Source organism: Haloarcula sp. H-GB4, from assembly GCF_030848575.1.
Taxonomy (GTDB): Archaea; Halobacteriota; Halobacteria; order Halobacteriales; family Haloarculaceae; genus Haloarcula.
Map to the genome: position 1 here is coordinate 79,247 of NZ_JAVDDX010000004.1, position 16,097 is coordinate 95,343.

Here is a 16,097-nt window from a genome sequence, read left to right on the forward strand (position 1 = left end):
CATCACAGCCCCCGCTAAACCCGCTGTAGTCTCAACTACGCATCCCGCGGTTTTAGTATAGCATTATGCAGTTTACCAAGTCCAGAATGTACAGTTCTCAGGTCGTTTAGTCCCTGAAACGGCGATATTCGGTTTTGTAGGTTGGGTTTGTATTACGACAGTAAGCACCACCAGTTTTACCCGCACCGTCGCTGTATGGGAAGCATGAATCGGCTTCCGCCTGAGTACGACGCTACTCCCGGGGATGATGCCCTCGAAGCAGCCATCGAAAAGCGACTGGTCGATATCGACTCCGGACGCTACCGAACGAACGTCGCGAGCGTGCTGCGGAAGTTCGCAGCGTGGAGTCGAGCCCAGCATGGCGTCACTGACCCCAAGGACATTGACGATGATCTCTGCCGGCAGTACGCTCGTGATCTAGCCCGAGCCGACGATCGGGACGATATCTCGCCGGAAACAGCACGGCGGTACTTCGCCTACGTCCGCTCGTTTCTCACCTGGGCCGTCTATGAGGGCCTGATACCGACGAATCCGGCCAAGACCAACCACGCCGAAGGTCCGCTTCCGACCGACGAGACAGAAACTGACCAACAGTACTGGACTGCACGGGACCGTGAAGCCATCTGTGCCACTGCGACCGCTCGTGTCGACGACGCCGGTGAAAGCGACGGTGTCGACCGCACGGCGGCCTACCGCGACCAGGCACTCGTCTTCTTGCTCGCCTACTCTGGAGCCCGTAGCGCTGAACTCGTGGCCGTCTCCGATGACGAGGAACGGAACGGTCTACGGTGGCGTCACGTCAATCTTGATGCTGGCACGATGCAGGTGTTCGGCAAGAACCGGACTCGTGAGTCTGCACCCATCCTTGACGATGCACTTCGCCCACTCCGGCGCTGGAAGCAACTCCGAGAGCCTGACGAGAACGAGGCCGTGTTCCCCAGACTCGACAACGCGGCGAAAGCACTGGACCCAACGCCGTCGATCACAACCCAGTCAGCCCGAAACATCCTCGCCGACCTCTGTGAGTGGTCTGAGTATGACTTCGAGGAACCGCTGAAACCACACGGCGCTCGCCGTGGCCTCGGGCGAGAAATCTATCGCGAGAATCCACAGCTGGCTCAAGACATACTGCGGCACAAGTCCATCGAGACAACACACGAGGGCTATGCACAGGAGGCCGCGAAACGGACACGCGACGAAGCAAACGACATCATCTCCGGCGAGTAGACTAGCCAACTCAGATATCTAAAATCCCCATGCTGTTAGTAGCACAATCAGGAGGATGTGCAGGACGAACATCATGACTACTCCGGCGCAACGACGCCTCCGCACATGGGACACTCTGCCCAGATACCCTCTGTACCGTCGTCTCGCTCGTATTCAACCAAAACCCACGGACTTGTGATCCATTCGTCGCAGTTAGGGCAGCGGCCGAGACGTTGTGTGTGATCAGGCATGGAACCAAGATATAGTACTGTTTTGTACTGGCAGAACGGTCCATAATCGATACAGGGAATATAGTCAGCACAACAATTTGATTTCTTTCAGCGACCCGCCGCTCACTCACTTGCTCAGTGATATTCATCAATGTACCGTGCAATAGGTTTCGTACTCCGCCTATCGAGACTGTTACACCAGTGCATACAGGATATATGTGTCTCGCCCGACGAAATCAGCCGAAGAGAGTTTAATCAGCCGCCTGGCCACCGTCAACTGGTATCGTGACGCCAGTCACGAAGGAGGCATCCTCAGAGCAGAGGAACGCCACTACACTGGCCATTTCGGCCGGATCAGCGTTGCGACCCATCGGTACGTCCGACATGGCACTCGTATCGAACGGTAACTCACGAGGGTCCGATCCGCCTGCCATTGTCTCCTGGATATTCGTCTCCGTTGGCCCAGGTGCAATCGCATTGACACGGACGTCTCGGTTGGCATATTCGATGGCGGCCGTCTTCGTGAGACCCACGACGCCGTGTTTACTGGCGACGTAGTTGCCGAGTCCACCCATCCCGACGAGTCCTGCTTCGGAGGCTGTATTCACGATAACTCCTCCGCCCTGCTCTTCCATCACGGGCAACTGAGCTTTCATCCCCGCCCAGACCCCCTTTAGATTGATACCTATGAGCTGTTCCCAGTCGTCTTCATCGATATCAGTAATATCCTGAAAGCCGGTGAGGATACCAGCGTTATTGTGGGCGATGTCGAGACTTCCGTACGTATCGATAGCGACCTCAACTACCCGCTGGACCGCTTCAGGGTCAGCAACGTTGGCTGATACGAAAGTGGCAGACCCACCGTCGGCCTCGATGGATGCAACCACGTCCTCTCCTCGATCGTCATCGATATCAGAGACCACGACGTTCGCACCCTCGCTGGCGAGGCGCTCAGTTGTTGCACGTCCAATTCCTGATCCGGCTCCCGTTACGAGCGCTGTCTTGTCGGTAAATCGGTTCATAAGTGAACCTCCGCCAGGTATAAACAATCAATATAGGTATGTTCTGACCTGCTGGTTCTGTTGAATTTGGACGCTTACCGAATAGTTGTTTCAGGCGAACGACTCATTCACTGGAAAGACCCCATCACGGCCTGAAGCCCCAGTGTCGACGTGCTTGGGTCGATCTCAGGGAAAGTGGGGTCTACTCGACGACGATGGCGCCTTTCATTCCGACTCCTTCGTGGGGAACACAAACGTATAGGACCATCTCGGGTCCCTCGAAGGTCTGTGTGTACGTTTCGCCAGCCGACGACTTCTGCTCGCTCTCAAAGTCGGCACCGTGCCGTGCCTCGACGTTGTGCACGCCACCCTGACCGGTCCACTCCCATGTGACCGTCGTGCCGGTGTCGATACGGATTGCTGCTGGGTTGAAGCCGTAATACGCTCCGTTTGCCTCGACACCGACGTCGACCGTGACGGAATCGGTGCCAGTCTCGTCGGTGATCCCGTCGTAGTTGTTCGTCTGGGAGAGAAACTCGTCGACGGACGGAGCATCGTTTGACTCGGCGTGCGTGTCGGCGGATGTTGGCTCTGGCGACGCTGTGTCGTCACTGGCTTCGTCCGTGTTACTACTCGTCGAGCTATCGCCCCTACAACCGGCAATAGTACCAGCAACTGTGATCCCCGCGGTCCGAAGCAGTGTTCGTCGGTTGTATGGACCTGTCATTGTCAACAGTGTGCACAAACGAGAGTACCCAAATATAGGTTATGGTGAGTGAATTATACTCTGAGATGATATTGGGCCCCTGTATTAGAGTGTGAACTTGTTTTTTCGAGGTTTTTGCAGTTACGTAGCGTACTTGTCGACAAAATCTAGTTTCAGACAGTCGTATCTTCGCCCGAGTAGTGAGATCCCCGTCTGAAACTGAGGTTGCATGCCAAGGTTAGGGATACCGTCGGCAAAAAGAGCCGTAAGATCCTGTCTGTCTGGTCAACACTAGCATGAGATCGGGGGTATTAGTATCACCCCAATATATAAGTGACAGCTAATACCATAATGTGCTAGACTATGACAGGCGATGACCTTCATGATAAAATTAGACAGTCGAGCCGCCGGAAATTTATTTCCGCGATGAGTGTCGTAACGGGTGTCTCACTCGCTGGGTGTAGCTTGAGCGATGACGGTAACGACGGCACGCCCACGGAGGCATCGGTATCAAGCCAGACCACGGACGACACCGATGATGAACCCTCCGAGCCGCCTGAACCAGATGATCGGATCACGTCCGCGCGACGAATCGGTCCCCGCGATGTGAGTGACTTCGGGTTCGAAGATTTGTGGGCATACCGGAAGCGCCAGGCTGTCGAGGCGCTCGTCTCCGACCCACGGGTCAACGACGTTGCCAGCGACTGGGTCGCGTCCTTCGAGGCGTACGATCCCTTGACTAACCGGCTAGATGCCGTTAGCGTGCAAGGAACCACGGGGATGACCGTCGACGGGGGTCCCGACGACACGCCATTTGAGGTAACTGCAAAGAACCGCCAGGTTGCCTACGGACTCGTCCATCGGGTAACCGACGAGCTTGTCGCGCTGAAAATTAACGAACCGACCGATGTGACCTGGACCAGAGGCGACTGGGACGAGACCCAGCGGTCACGCCACGAGAAGATGCTGGAGAAAGAGGAAATCTGGCAACATCTCGAAGGGAAAGAGTGGTACCCGATGGTCAAGGCCGCCGAAATAATCACCAGCTACGGCGACTACGCCCACGGTGAAGTCTCCAACCTTGCGTACTTCGTGATGGACGAGGGTGAGCTCAAGGTTGTCAGCGGCTTCATGGACGTAACCGGCGAGGAAGCCGAGCTGCTTGACGTTCACATAGTCAACGACTTCGCTGAGCACCCGGCATACAGGATAGCCCAGAACACCGGGACCGTAGGCGAATCTGTGTTGGGCGAAGTTCCGGAACCGCCGATGATGCAACGGCCACAGATTACGGCTCCCAACGGTTACCACCGCATCGAAGAGCCGCCGAACGAGTTCGAACAGAACAGCTGGTCTATCAACTGGAGCGGACCTCGGACGGTCGGTGCGGAGGTGAGCGCGGACTTTAACGGCAAGCCGGTCTTCTCGTTGACCGCGCCGTTCAGTACCTCAACCTGTTATGACATGCCCAAGCGCAACGGTCGAAATACCCGTGAGTGGATGTTCCCGGACAATGAACCGACCATCAGCGGTGAACTCCTCTACTGGGACATCCACAGCCTCAGCCTTGGCGGCCCCGGAATCCTCGGAAAGACCGAGTATCCCTCGACGCAGAGCCGTCCGGGTGGATTCAACATTCGCACCCACTATCACACTGGAGCCGTCCAAAACGCTCGTGACTTCCACTCCGGCCACCGCTTCGCACCATACAACTACTACATCAACTACCAGTTCTACGAGGACGGCGTCTTCATGCCGGTGTTCCAACGGCATGGCCCTGGCTACGTCAACGAGTTCTACGAGTACCGCGAGCGCGAAAACGACGGCCCGGCGCAGTACTATCTAGAAAACTGGTTGACCAAACCGACGCCCGGGACCACAGACGGTGTCGAAACGAAACTCTTCGACGGCAATGAGTGGCAGATCCCCGAAAGCGAGTTCTACCTCGACAGTAACGATGTGAGCGAAGAGCACTTACTCCGGTTTACGAACCCAGACGGACCGGAGACTATTGACATCCCGCTGGATAACCTGAAGGAAGTCGTGGTTGTCCGGCCTAAAGAGGATGAAATCGGGGAGGCGTTGCGCGTTATCGACGACGTGCAGGCAGAACTTGGGTTCTACCACCCCGCGCAGTACGTTGACGACGAACCGATCCAGGGTGAGGAAGTCCTCTTCTGGCTTCTGATGGAGGCCCCAACTGATGAAGTTCCACACGCCTCGGGTATTACGACCTACACGCAGATGGGCGAATTCAACCTCAGCGGCTACTGATCTTCGCCTAGATCCATCGTTATCGATTTCGTCTGGGTGTACTCCCGGAGTGTCTCCATCGCACCTTCTCGGCCGATGCCGGATTGTTTGTAGCCACCGAATGGCTGGCCGGCAGGCAGACGATTGAACGTATTGACCCAGATGTTGCCGGCCTTAATGTCCGCTGCGATGCGGTGAGCAAAGGAAAGGTCATCAGTCACTACACCGGCAGCCAGGCCGTAATCGACGTTGTTCGCGCGTGCGACCATCTCGTCGTAGTCGTCCCATTCGAGCAGAACCTCGACGGGTCCGAAAATCTCCTGTGTCGCGACTGTGTTGTCGGCATCGATGTCAGCGATGACGGTCGGTTCGACGAAACACCCCTCGGCTAGGATTCCCTCTTCAGCGGTTCCGCCGCCCCGAAGAATGTCCGCATCGGAATCTCTTGCCAAGCCGATGTAATGGAGTGTCTTCTCGACTTCCGTACGGCTGACCTGTGGACCGATATCGGTGGCCGCGTTGAGCGGGTCACCCATCCGGAGCTGTCCGATGGCATCGAGAAACGCGTCAACGAACTCGTCCGCGCTGCTCTCGTGGACGAACAGCCGGGTCCCAGCACTACAGCACTCGCCACTGTTGAAGAACATCGCATCGACAGCGATCTCCGCAGCGTCGGTCGGGGCTGCATCTGGCGCGACGATGAGCGGACTCTTGCCGCCAAGTTCGAGTGTGATATCACTGATCGTGTTCGCGGCGGCTTTCATTACCCCTTGCCCCACTTCAGTCGACCCGGTGAAGGCCACCTTCGGGACCCGCTCGTGAGAGACCAGCGGCGCACCGGTCGCCGGGCCTGACCCTGTGACGACGTTGACCACGCCATCAGGTAACACATCCGCGACTTCGCGCATGTACGTCAGCAGGGAGGTAGGGGTCTGCTCAGCTGGTTTAAGCACAACCGTGTTGCCGGCGGCGAGTGCCGGCGCGAGTTTCCAGGTGGCCAGTAACAGCGGGAAGTTCCACGGCACGATCTGTCCGACGACACCGTACGGTTCTCGACGTGTCTGAACGTGTAACTCACCGTTCGGGACAGTTTTGCCTTCAATATTTCGAGCAGCGCCGGCGAAATATCGGAGATGGTCGACAGCGAGTTCAATATCCTCGCGGGCCTCTGTAATCGGCTTTCCGTTGTCTAGGACCTCGATACGTGCAAAGTCCTCTGCGCGCGCGTCGAGTCGGTCGGCCAGTGTCTGGAGTACCTGCTGTCGCTCCGCTGGCGTGGCTCCTGCCCACCGTTGTTCGTAGGCCTCCCAAGCGGCGTTGACCGCCCGGTCGACGTCCTCTTTGGTTCCCTCGTAGACCCGAACGAGCGGCTCACCCGTGGTCGGATTGATCGATTCAAACGTGTTGTCGCCGCTTCCAGTAATCCACTCGCCACCGACAAAGTGTTTGAGCGGCCCCGACGGGAGCAACGAATCAGCGAGTGCTGCGTGCCGGTCTTTGATTCGCGCCGAATCTGTCTCTGTATGTGATGCCATTCTAACCCTGCTGACACATGGGATACAGTGGTGTCCTTACACACACTCGGTAAGCAACCAGAATAAGCGTTTCACTGGTTTACCGAGACTCGGTCAGTTTCTTCCTGCTCGCCAGGGTCCTGTTCTACGTCCCCAAGATACTCCTCACCTCCCATGTCACGTAGCAAGTCGTTAAAGATGGCTGCCGCCGTTTCGAACTTGTGGACTGCCGGGAGCGCCGTCTTGTCGATTTGCGCGATGAAGTCACCGTATTCCTTGACAAAGTCGTGACGCCACGCCTCACTCTGCTCTGGTGAGGGAAATTGTGCGACGAACTGCCACTCGTGGTAGTCGTCAGCGCTGACGAAGAATATTACGTGTGGGTCGTCAAGTAACCGTTCGTAGCATCTCTCCCAATTCTCATCAAAATTCGAATAATGAAAGGCAACCTGGAAAAGATAGTATTCGAAGATGTTGTGGTTCGGGATTGCACGCATCGAGAACACATTCTCGTCGTGCATCTCATTTAGAATTTCGTTCACCCGATTGTGTGACAGTGAGATATCGAACTCTTCTTCCAAGATGTCTCGAAGTTTACTGGCAGGCTTCTCGGGATATTTAACCCTCGCCTTAAGTATAGCCACATCGCGGGGTGAAAGATCGAATTCGAAATCGTTCCCGTTGATCATTGTATTCTGTTATCTCTTTTTACGGTCCGCAATCGCAATAAATGTTCTCCACCTATGTTATAGGCGAATCTATATGATTGAATATAATACTACATTCCGTTTTTATCCCAGCATGAAGGGATTTAGCAGCGTTTTACGGCCTCTAGTGTAAACAAAAGTATCATATCTCGCCTTGGTTGTAATAGTTATACAACACACCCACTGAGGGAAAAATGTGATAGTCTCATTTCTGCGTCGTATTGATGTTGGAGTATAATGTCTTTTCAGTTAACTATTTACTATCGCATGGCAAATATTGACACTGCCCTATCATGAGTACAGCCAGTGACGATTCCACAGAGACGAATAGTAAAATCAAACAACGTCACCGGGAGGCCGCTTCAGACGCGGTCCCGGACACCCTCAACCACTACATCGGTGGTGAGTTTGTCAGTGGCGACAGCGACGACAGAATCGAGACCAAGGACCCAACGACAGGTGAAGTGCTCGGTGAGGTGCCAGCAGGAAACCCAAACGACATTGACAGCGCTGTTGAGGCGGCACAGGAGGCGTTCGACGAAGGGTGGAAGGATGCATCACCGGGTGAGCGCCAGCGAGTACTCTCGGATATGGCGCGAGCTGTCGAAGAGAACCAGGAGATGCTCGCGACGCTCGAAGTACTCGACACTGGGAAGACGATTACCGAAGCGATGGGTGACATGGGGCTTGTCATCGACCACCTCACCTATTACGCTGCCGCGGCCCGCAACGTCAATGGCGAGACGCGCCAGACGAACGACCTCTTCAATCGTGAGAAACAAGTTCTCACGGTCAAGGAACCATACGGCGTCGTCGGCGCGATCGTGCCGTGGAACTTCCCGCTGCTCATTGCGGTCTGGAAACTCGGTCCTGCCATCGCCGCCGGTAACACGGTGGTCCTCAAACCGTCCGAGGAGACGCCGCTGTCGATTCTGCAGCTGATGGAGCTTGTCGACGATACGGTTCCGGACGGTGTTATCAACGTCGTCACCGGCTACGGTGAAGATGCCGGTGAACCCCTCTCAACCCATGCGGACGTGCCCAAAATTTCTTTCACAGGGTCGACGGAAGTTGGAAAAGAGATTATCCGAAGCTCCGCAGAGGACATCAAGAAAACAACGCTCGAACTGGGTGGGAAAAGCCCCATTATCGTCTATCCGGACGCCAACCTCGAAGAGGCGGTCGAGGCAGCCATGATGGCCATCTTCTTCAACAAGGGCGAGTGCTGTGCCGCCGGCTCCCGACTGTTCGTCCACGAGGACATCGAGGAGCAATTCCTCGAGGCGTTCACTAACGCCGCAGCGGGCATGACTGTCGGTGACCCGCTACTGGAAGAGACAGACATGGGACCGAAAGTCTCTGACGAGCAGGTCGAACGAACAAACGAGTTCGTCGAAGCCGCCCGCGAAAGCGGTGCGACCATCCGAACAGGCGGCCACAAACCTGACGACGAGTCGCTCGCTGACGGTGCGTTCTATGAACCGACCATCATCGACGACATCGACCACGACCACCCATCGGTTCAGGAGGAAATCTTCGGCCCCGTCATGGAGACGTTCTCCTGGAGTGACGAAGACGACGTGGTTGCACTGGCCAACGACGTCGACTACGGACTGGCTGCCGGTGTCATTGCAAATGACATCACGAAGGCGCTCCGAACCGCGCGCCGCCTCGAAGCTGGCGTCGTTTGGGTAAACCACTACAACGACGTTTCTGCCGGCCAGCCCTTCGGCGGCTACAAGCAGTCCGGTTCCGGCCGCGAGAACGCCATGGAAGCCATCGACGAGTTTACCCAAACCAAGGCAATCAACGTCAACCTCGGTTGATTCTCTACCATGATTCAATACACGACAGAGTGAGTACGAGTAACCAATCAGACGAGTTGACCCATTCTGGGGGACCTGCGACCACGGAAACCTGACAAGTGCTTACTTGTCGACAAACGCAAAAATGTATTATTACAGGAAGTTACCCGTCTTGTTTGGGCTGAGCATCCCGAAGCTGACCACTAACCTCCTGCTCGTGCTCTTCTAAGAGCGTGTGGAACTCTGCAATCGTCTCCTCAACAGTCTCACCCTCCCCTTGATCGTTACAGTGTCTTCGTCTCGTGTCCTGGTTCCTCGTTTCAGCCGAGCCTCCCTCCGGTCGGTCTGCCATGCACGAGCTGACGAGGTCCAGACCAGCATTGAGTGTGCTTCGTGTCCAGACTCGGAGTCGGAGTTTGAGCCGGAGGCAGGATTCAACGACTCGATAGGTGGGCGGTTGAAGACCTAAGACACAAAAGATACCTACACGAGAGGACTTGCGGGAGTGCGCGTACCTTTGATACATACGGAAACACATAGTTATCTACGCGTCAACTCTTTACGCACCGATGTACACAGTCGCAGATTTACCTATCGATAACCAACTCCAGACCGTCGAATACGATCTTGAGCTTGAATCGGCGCTTCGTCGGATGTTTGAGAATAGCTACACGCAAATCGGTGTTGAGCGGGATGGCGAATTAGTTGGGATTGTCACCTACCGGTCAGTCGTCCGGACACTCCTTGCGTTCCACCAGCTAGAGGTCGGGCACAAAACACTGGACAAGATATCAGTCGGGGCAGCAGTTGAAGATGCACACACAATCAGTGAGGATGAGAACCTCCTCGGGATATTCGATGCACTCGCGGAATACACGTATATCGTGATCAGTCGAGACGATGAGTGGCGTATTCTGACTGACTACGATCTTCTAACGCGGCTAAAACAAATGCTCGAGCCGTTTTTGTTGATTGAGTCGATCGAAATGCGGTTGCGGGAGATTTTCATACGAGTGTTTGGCGATTCGCTGTCGGAGCAGTTAGCAGAGACATTTGACGATGATCATCCACTGCCAACGCCGGCGTCGGTCGAACATTGTAGCTACGCACACTATGCCCAGTTCATTTCTATTCACTGGGAGGAATTTGAATCGCTTTTCGATGATCAACAGGATGTGATTCGTGAGTTGGTGCTTGAAATCGGGGATATGCGAAATCAGCTCTTCCACTTTCGAGTCGACAATCCGGACGAGTTTGATCGAGATCTACTCCGTTTCGGCCAGTCGTACTTTTCTTCAGTGTGACTCCTGAAATCACGAGCAGGTTGTCCTGAGAACCATACAGCTTGACGACGTATAGAGTAACTGGCTGGGCTCATGTATTGAGACTGCCTGTCTCAACTACTGTTCGTGTCCGGGAGTTGAGGCTATAGCGGGTTTAAAAAGACTGTAATGCGTGTATTTGGCCGAATCGTCGACTGGCGATCACTCAAGATTAGCTCTCAACCACCCCTTCATGTTGTATCGGTGACTATATCGTCGGATTGCGAAGGTTTTCTGTAGTGTTGCCACTCAGACATCACGCTACCCCAGATCGACTCCTCTACCCGATTCTGGTTTCCTTCTTCAACAGCGTCAGCGTGTTATCTGCCGTCACCATCGGCGAGTGTTCGCACTCACCAGTCAGTTCGACCTGTACGGGTTGTCAGTGATATGAACTGTCCTGCTCAATTTTTGTCTGTCGACTCGATGGATGGGATTTTGACATAGCGAGAGAATAGTCGCTGGTGAAGACTTTCCCGTTGAGTTCGTGAGAATGAAATTGAAGCATCGGGCAACTATGGCCAACCTACGAGATGTCCGACAAGCACCTCAACGTACTGACTAACTCAGCAGCTATACATTTCCACTGCTGGGTCAGACTGGATACTGCCTTGCCGACAACTGTATGAATGGCATCGGAGTACTAGAATATATGCCCCAAACAAACAACGAGACCGGTGATGCCGGGCGCAGCCCGACTAGTTTCAAAGTCGGTCGCATCATCGAAGAGTATGACTTAGATGGGCTTGGTGAAGAACTGAAAGCTCGTTGGACGGGAGAGGAAGGTGAACGAACAAGCCTCCGTGATCTCGCAGACCTCTTCAACAAACGTCTGCTGCGTGAAATGTTGGTTAATAATGGCCAGAATCCGATCCAGAGCGAGGTTGAACGCAAGTATGAAAACATGACTGGAGACGTTAGTGCAGGTGTGAAAGCGGATGCTAGGTCGGCGTTAGAACACAGCGGCGTGGATGTGGATGAATTGCAATCCAACTTTGTTACCCACCAATCAGTCCACACATATCTCACTGAGTATCATAACGCTGAGCTTGAAAAACCAGAGGGGGCTGAAAAGGTTGAAAAAGCTCTTGAGACGATCCGGCGTCTTCAAAGTCGAACACTTGCTGTTACGGACAATACGGTCTCGCGCCTCAGTAAAACAGATCAGCTATCGACAGGAGAGTTGGAAGTTTTCGTTGATATTAGTGTGACGTGTACAGACTGTGGACAGGGATACAACATTGGAGACCTCCTTTTAGAGGGGGAGTGTGACTGTCCCAACGGAGCCGAGTGAGTAGCCAAGATATCGAAACATCCGTCATTTACTTACGACCGAGTGCCCTAATACGAGCTATGTTCTTAGCGGCTTTGTGGTGGGTCTATACTTTATAGATCTATATTAGTCTAATACGATAAGAAAAAGAATGAATTAACACAAACATACACATATCTTGAGGGGGTACCATCAAATATATCACACTTAGCGATATTCTATCCGATTCACCATGGATTTCAGCAGAGAGAGGGCCGCCGTCTCCATCTCAGTGCTGTGTTGCCGGCGACGCTACGCGTGCCTATCACCATCACTCCAGATGGACTCACAAGTCGACGTCTTGGACGTGCTCCAAGGCGTCCAGACTACTAATGACCGTGGACACGACACTCCTGTAATAAATGGATTGAATCTGTCGAGTGTCTCGGCCGAGGCATCCTCGGCAGCCCCGCCGAAATAGTCCATCGCTCCCCCGACGCTCTCTGACATCTCCGTCTGAAGATCCTGGAGCGTCTCCTGCTGTTCAATGGATCGGTTACGTTTGCCAGTAGCTCAACTGTCCCGACTGTCTCCCTCAGGGTCCATAACGTGCTTCTGGGCGTTCGATCGCGACCGTAGCCATGCGCTCGGCGTGGGTACCGAGAGTTACCGAGAGCAGTTCGGAGGACCAGTCGGCGAGGGATTTACTCATCATCGTCTCCCCAGTGACCACTCATACCGACTTTCTCGCCGTCTTCCCAGACGTAGAAGCCCTCGCCGGACTTTTTTCCGAGGTTGCCAGCGCGCACCTTCCGACGGAGCGCCTGTGGTGGCTTGAATCGCTCGCCGAGTTCCTCGCGGAGGTATTCGGCGATGTGAAGCCGAACGTCGAGGCCGACGTGGTCGCCGAGTTCGATCGGTCCCATGGGATAGCCGTATCCCTTCCGCATGGCGGCGTCGATGTCCGCTGGACTGGCGACGCCCTGTTCAACCATGCGAATCGCTTCCAGTCCGAGCGCGAGGCCAAGCCGCGAGGTCGCGAAGCCGGCGCTGTCCCGAACGACGACGGCTTCTTTCTCGATCCCTTCGACGTATTCGATCGCACGCGCCTCCGTCTCGTCGCTGGTCTGCTCGGCGACGACGATCTCTACTAGGTCCATGATATGCGGTGGGTTAAAGAAGTGAAGGCCGACGGTCCGGTCTGGGTGCTCCAGCACGGACGCCATCTCCGTGACCGAGAGCGAGGAGGTGTTGGAGGCAATGAGAGCGTCGTCCGGCGCCGAGGCTTCGACGTCCTGGAAAATGTTCTGTTTGAGATCCATGTCCTCCGGAACGGCCTCGACAACGAGGTCGGCGTCCGAGACGGCGTCGCCGAGCTCCGTCGTTCCGGAAATACGATCGAGCGTGGCCTCCATTTCTGCTTCGGTCACCTTGTCGCGCTCGATGCCCTCAGCGAGGTTTTGACGGATACCGTCGATACCCTCGGCCACGAGATCATCTTCAATGTCGCGGAGGACGACATCGTGTCCAGCCATCGCTGAGACTTGTGCGATTCCGTGACCCATACTACCGGCTCCGAGTACTGCGACCTGCATACTGTCGTACTCAGAGAGTGCGGTCAAAAGCGTTTCTTACTGGTAGTGTGACACAGTGCGCCAAAGAGAAAGCGGCAAACCCCGTTTCGCTACGTGTCCGAAGGCGAGACGTGTATCTGGTGGGTGCCGCCCAGACGGACTCCGGACCGAACTATTAATGTCATTGCTTCTAACCTGTATGGTATGCTCGACTATGTTGACCTAGAGAGCGAACTGTCGGAAGAAGAACGGATGGTACGCGACACCGCCCGCGAGTTCGTCGCCGAGAAGATCAAACCTGACGTCGGCCAACACTGGATCGACGGCACATTTCCGATGGATCTCATCCCCGAGATGGGGGAGATGGGCTTTTACGCGCCGAACCTGGACGGCTACGGCCTGCCGAATCTGAGTGAGACAGCCTACGGGCTGCTCATGCAGGAACTCGAAGCCGGTGATTCGGGCCTACGCTCGATGGCCTCCGTCCAAGGTGCGCTCGTGATGTATCCCATCCACGCGTTCGGATCGGAAGAACAGAAAGACAAGTGGCTTCCTGAACTCGGAACCGGCGAAGCCGTGGGCTGTTTCGGCCTGACCGAGCCCGAGCACGGCTCGAACGCCTCGGCCATGGAAACACACGCCGAGAAGGACGGCGACGAGTACGTGCTCAATGGGGCAAAGACCTGGATCACCAACTCCCCGATCAGTGACGTGGCCGTCGTCTGGGCGAAAGACCGCTCGATAGACGGAACCCCGGTCCGGGGCTTCCTCGTCGAAACGGAGCGTGACGGCGTCACCACGAACAAAATCGACGAGAAGCTCTCCTTGCGTGCGTCGATTACCGGTGAGATCAGCCTGCAGCACGCCCGCGTCCCCGAGGAAAACGTCCTCCCGGGCGTCGAGGGGATGAAGGGCCCGCTGTCCTGCCTCACCCAGGCCCGCTACGGCATTGCTTGGGGCGCTGTCGGGGCTGCGATGGACTGTTTCGAGACGGCCCTCGAGTACGCGACCGATCGTGAACAGTTCGGCAAACCCATCGGCGGCTTCCAACTTCAGCAGGACAAACTCGCCGAGATGGCCACGCAGATCACGAACGCACAGTTGCTCGCTCATCGGCTGGCCGACCTCAAAGAGCGCGGTGACCTCCGGCCAGAACAGGTGTCGATGGCCAAGCGCAACAACGTCCGGATGGCCCGAGAACAGTCCCGCATCGCCCGTGAGATGCTGGGCGGCAACGGGATCACGGCGGACTACTCGCCGATGCGGCACGTCACTAATCTGGAGACAGTGTACACCTACGAGGGCACCCACGACATCCACTCGCTCATTCTCGGCCACGACCTCACCGGTATCCCCGCATTCGAATAGATGACTGCAGACTCTCACCCAGTTGTCGTCGCTGCCCGGCGAACCCCACAGGGCAAGCGCGACGGCATGTTCGCCGACGTTCGGAGTGAAGACCTCTCAGTCCCACTCGTCAACGAGTTGTTGGCCGAAACAGACCTCACAGGTGAGGACGTCGACGACTTGCAGTGGGGCTGTGCGAAGCAGGTAAAAGAGCAAGGCAACAACCTCGCACGCATTATCGCCCTCCTCTCGGACCTGGGCGAGCGGGTGCCCGCGACGACGGTCGATCGGCTCTGTGGCTCGTCGGCCCAGACCATCGCGGCTGCCTCGGACGCCATTCGTGCCGGCCAGCGCGAGTGCATCATCGCCGGCGGCGTCGAGAACATGTCGCGCGTCCACCGTGACCACGGGATCGACTCCTACCCCGGCATCCGCGAGCAGTACGACACCCACGCGCTCCAGATGGGAATGACGGCCGAAGCCGTCGCCGAACGATTCGACATCAGCCGAGAGGCACAGGACGAGTACGGTGCTCGCTCCCAGCAGCGCGCCGTTGAGGCCACCGAGGAAGGCCGCTTCGACGAGGAGATAGTCCCCATCCAAGGCCACGACGAAGACGGTGATCCGATCACTGCCACTGAAGACGAGGGTCTCCGCCCGGGCACGACGACCGCGAAACTCGCCGAATTGCCTACGGTCTTCAAAGAGGACGGAACCGTCACGCCCGGGAACGCGTCGCAGATTAGCGACGGCGCGGCCGCCGTTATGCTCACTTCCCGACGGTTTGCCGAGGAGCACGGCCTGGACGTTATGGCCGAAGTCGGTGGCCACAACGTGGCGGGCGTCGATCCCGAGATTATGGGCATCGGTCCGATCCCGGCCGTCCGAGGGCTCATGGACCGCACTGGAACAACCATCGACGAGTATGACCTGGTCGAACTGAACGAGGCATTCGCCAGCCAGACGCTGTACTGCCGACGCGAGCTTGGAATCGACGACGCGACGTTCAACGTCAACGGCGGTGCCATCGCCATCGGTCACCCGCTCGGTGCGTCGGGGGCGCGACTCCCCGTAACCTTGATTCACGAAATGCACCGACGGAACGCGCACCGGGGGCTCTCGACAATGTGTATCGGCTATGGCCAGGGGATCGCACTCGAATTCCGGATTCCGTGAGCCT

Annotated in this window: 12 protein-coding genes; 7 read left to right on the forward strand and 5 right to left on the reverse strand. The window is 56.2% G+C overall.

The genetic code is table 11. The annotated features are described in order from the left end of the window. The first annotated feature begins 204 nt into the window (after window positions 1-204). Window positions 205-1,227 (forward strand): site-specific integrase, encoded by a 1,023-nt coding sequence (locus RBH20_RS18350; RefSeq protein WP_306711379.1) that lies wholly within the window; start codon window positions 205-207, stop codon window positions 1,225-1,227. 460 nt (window positions 1,228-1,687) lie between these two features. Here the strand turns inward: RBH20_RS18350 and RBH20_RS18355 are convergent, their stop codons facing one another. Further along, window positions 1,688-2,458: an SDR family NAD(P)-dependent oxidoreductase gene (locus RBH20_RS18355; protein WP_306711380.1), complete on the reverse strand. Its 771-nt coding sequence runs from the start codon at window positions 2,456-2,458 to the stop codon at window positions 1,688-1,690. 181 nt (window positions 2,459-2,639) lie between these two features. Further along, window positions 2,640-3,164 (reverse strand): halocyanin domain-containing protein, encoded by a 525-nt coding sequence (locus RBH20_RS18360; protein WP_306711381.1) that lies wholly within the window; start codon window positions 3,162-3,164, stop codon window positions 2,640-2,642. A 405-nt stretch (window positions 3,165-3,569) separates the two neighbouring features. Here RBH20_RS18360 and RBH20_RS18365 point away from each other — a divergent pair, with 405 nt between their 5' ends. Further along, the gene (locus RBH20_RS18365) at window positions 3,570-5,417 is read left to right on the forward strand and encodes a hypothetical protein (protein ID WP_306711382.1); all 1,848 of its coding nucleotides are present in this window, start codon (window positions 3,570-3,572) and stop codon (window positions 5,415-5,417) included. Here the strand turns inward: RBH20_RS18365 and RBH20_RS18370 are convergent. Both RBH20_RS18370 and RBH20_RS18375 read right to left on the reverse strand, forming a co-directional pair. Next, window positions 5,411-6,931, reverse strand: coding sequence for an aldehyde dehydrogenase (locus RBH20_RS18370; RefSeq protein WP_306711383.1), 1,521 nt, complete (start codon window positions 6,929-6,931; stop codon window positions 5,411-5,413). The genes RBH20_RS18365 and RBH20_RS18370 overlap by 7 nt on opposite strands. A 71-nt stretch (window positions 6,932-7,002) precedes the next feature. Further along, window positions 7,003-7,554, reverse strand: coding sequence for a helix-turn-helix domain-containing protein (locus RBH20_RS18375; protein ID WP_306711384.1), 552 nt, complete (start codon window positions 7,552-7,554; stop codon window positions 7,003-7,005). Window positions 7,555-7,910: 356 nt separating this feature from the next. Here RBH20_RS18375 and RBH20_RS18380 point away from each other — a divergent pair, with 356 nt between their 5' ends. The 3 genes from RBH20_RS18380 (at window position 7,911) to rdfA (ending at window position 12,038) form a co-directional block, all read left to right on the forward strand. After that, complete coding sequence (locus tag RBH20_RS18380) at window positions 7,911-9,443, forward strand: aldehyde dehydrogenase (RefSeq protein ID WP_306711385.1); 1,533 nt, start codon at window positions 7,911-7,913, stop codon at window positions 9,441-9,443. A 548-nt stretch (window positions 9,444-9,991) separates the two neighbouring features. Then, entirely contained in the window at window positions 9,992-10,726 is a 735-nt protein-coding gene (locus tag RBH20_RS18385) for a CBS domain-containing protein (protein ID WP_306711386.1), read from the forward strand. Between the two features lie 670 nt (window positions 10,727-11,396). After that, on the forward strand, window positions 11,397-12,038 hold the full coding sequence (rdfA, locus tag RBH20_RS18390) for a rod-determining factor RdfA (RefSeq protein ID WP_306711387.1): 642 nt from the start codon (window positions 11,397-11,399) through the stop codon (window positions 12,036-12,038). Between the two features lie 662 nt (window positions 12,039-12,700). Here the strand turns inward: rdfA and RBH20_RS18395 are convergent. Next, window positions 12,701-13,591 (reverse strand): 3-hydroxyacyl-CoA dehydrogenase family protein, encoded by an 891-nt coding sequence (locus RBH20_RS18395; protein WP_306711389.1) that lies wholly within the window; start codon window positions 13,589-13,591, stop codon window positions 12,701-12,703. 183 nt (window positions 13,592-13,774) lie between these two features. On the opposite strand from RBH20_RS18395, the gene RBH20_RS18400 reads away from it, so the two are divergent. Next, a complete protein-coding gene (locus RBH20_RS18400; RefSeq protein WP_306711391.1) occupies window positions 13,775-14,938 on the forward strand; it encodes an acyl-CoA dehydrogenase family protein in 1,164 nt (387 codons plus the stop codon). Further along, window positions 14,939-16,093 (forward strand): thiolase family protein, encoded by a 1,155-nt coding sequence (locus RBH20_RS18405; RefSeq protein WP_306711393.1) that lies wholly within the window; start codon window positions 14,939-14,941, stop codon window positions 16,091-16,093. It begins immediately after the preceding gene. The last annotated feature ends 4 nt before the right edge of the window (window positions 16,094-16,097 follow it).

Bases quoted from the DNA above. Each gene is read 5' to 3' on its own strand.
- rdfA (WP_306711387.1), top strand. From the start codon at position 11,397: ATGCCCCAAACAAACAACGAGACCGGTGATGCCGGGCGCAGCCCGACT.
- RBH20_RS18395 (WP_306711389.1), bottom strand. From the start codon at position 13,591: ATGCAGGTCGCAGTACTCGGAGCCGGTAGTATGGGTCACGGAATCGCA.
- RBH20_RS18385 (WP_306711386.1), top strand. From the start codon at position 9,992: ATGTACACAGTCGCAGATTTACCTATCGATAACCAACTCCAGACCGTC.
- RBH20_RS18365 (WP_306711382.1), top strand. From the start codon at position 3,570: ATGAGTGTCGTAACGGGTGTCTCACTCGCTGGGTGTAGCTTGAGCGAT.
- RBH20_RS18355 (WP_306711380.1), bottom strand. From the start codon at position 2,458: ATGAACCGATTTACCGACAAGACAGCGCTCGTAACGGGAGCCGGATCA.
- RBH20_RS18380 (WP_306711385.1), top strand. From the start codon at position 7,911: ATGAGTACAGCCAGTGACGATTCCACAGAGACGAATAGTAAAATCAAA.
- RBH20_RS18350 (WP_306711379.1), top strand. From the start codon at position 205: ATGAATCGGCTTCCGCCTGAGTACGACGCTACTCCCGGGGATGATGCC.
- RBH20_RS18405 (WP_306711393.1), top strand. From the start codon at position 14,939: ATGACTGCAGACTCTCACCCAGTTGTCGTCGCTGCCCGGCGAACCCCA.
- RBH20_RS18360 (WP_306711381.1), bottom strand. From the start codon at position 3,164: ATGACAGGTCCATACAACCGACGAACACTGCTTCGGACCGCGGGGATC.
- RBH20_RS18370 (WP_306711383.1), bottom strand. From the start codon at position 6,931: ATGGCATCACATACAGAGACAGATTCGGCGCGAATCAAAGACCGGCAC.
- RBH20_RS18400 (WP_306711391.1), top strand. From the start codon at position 13,775: ATGCTCGACTATGTTGACCTAGAGAGCGAACTGTCGGAAGAAGAACGG.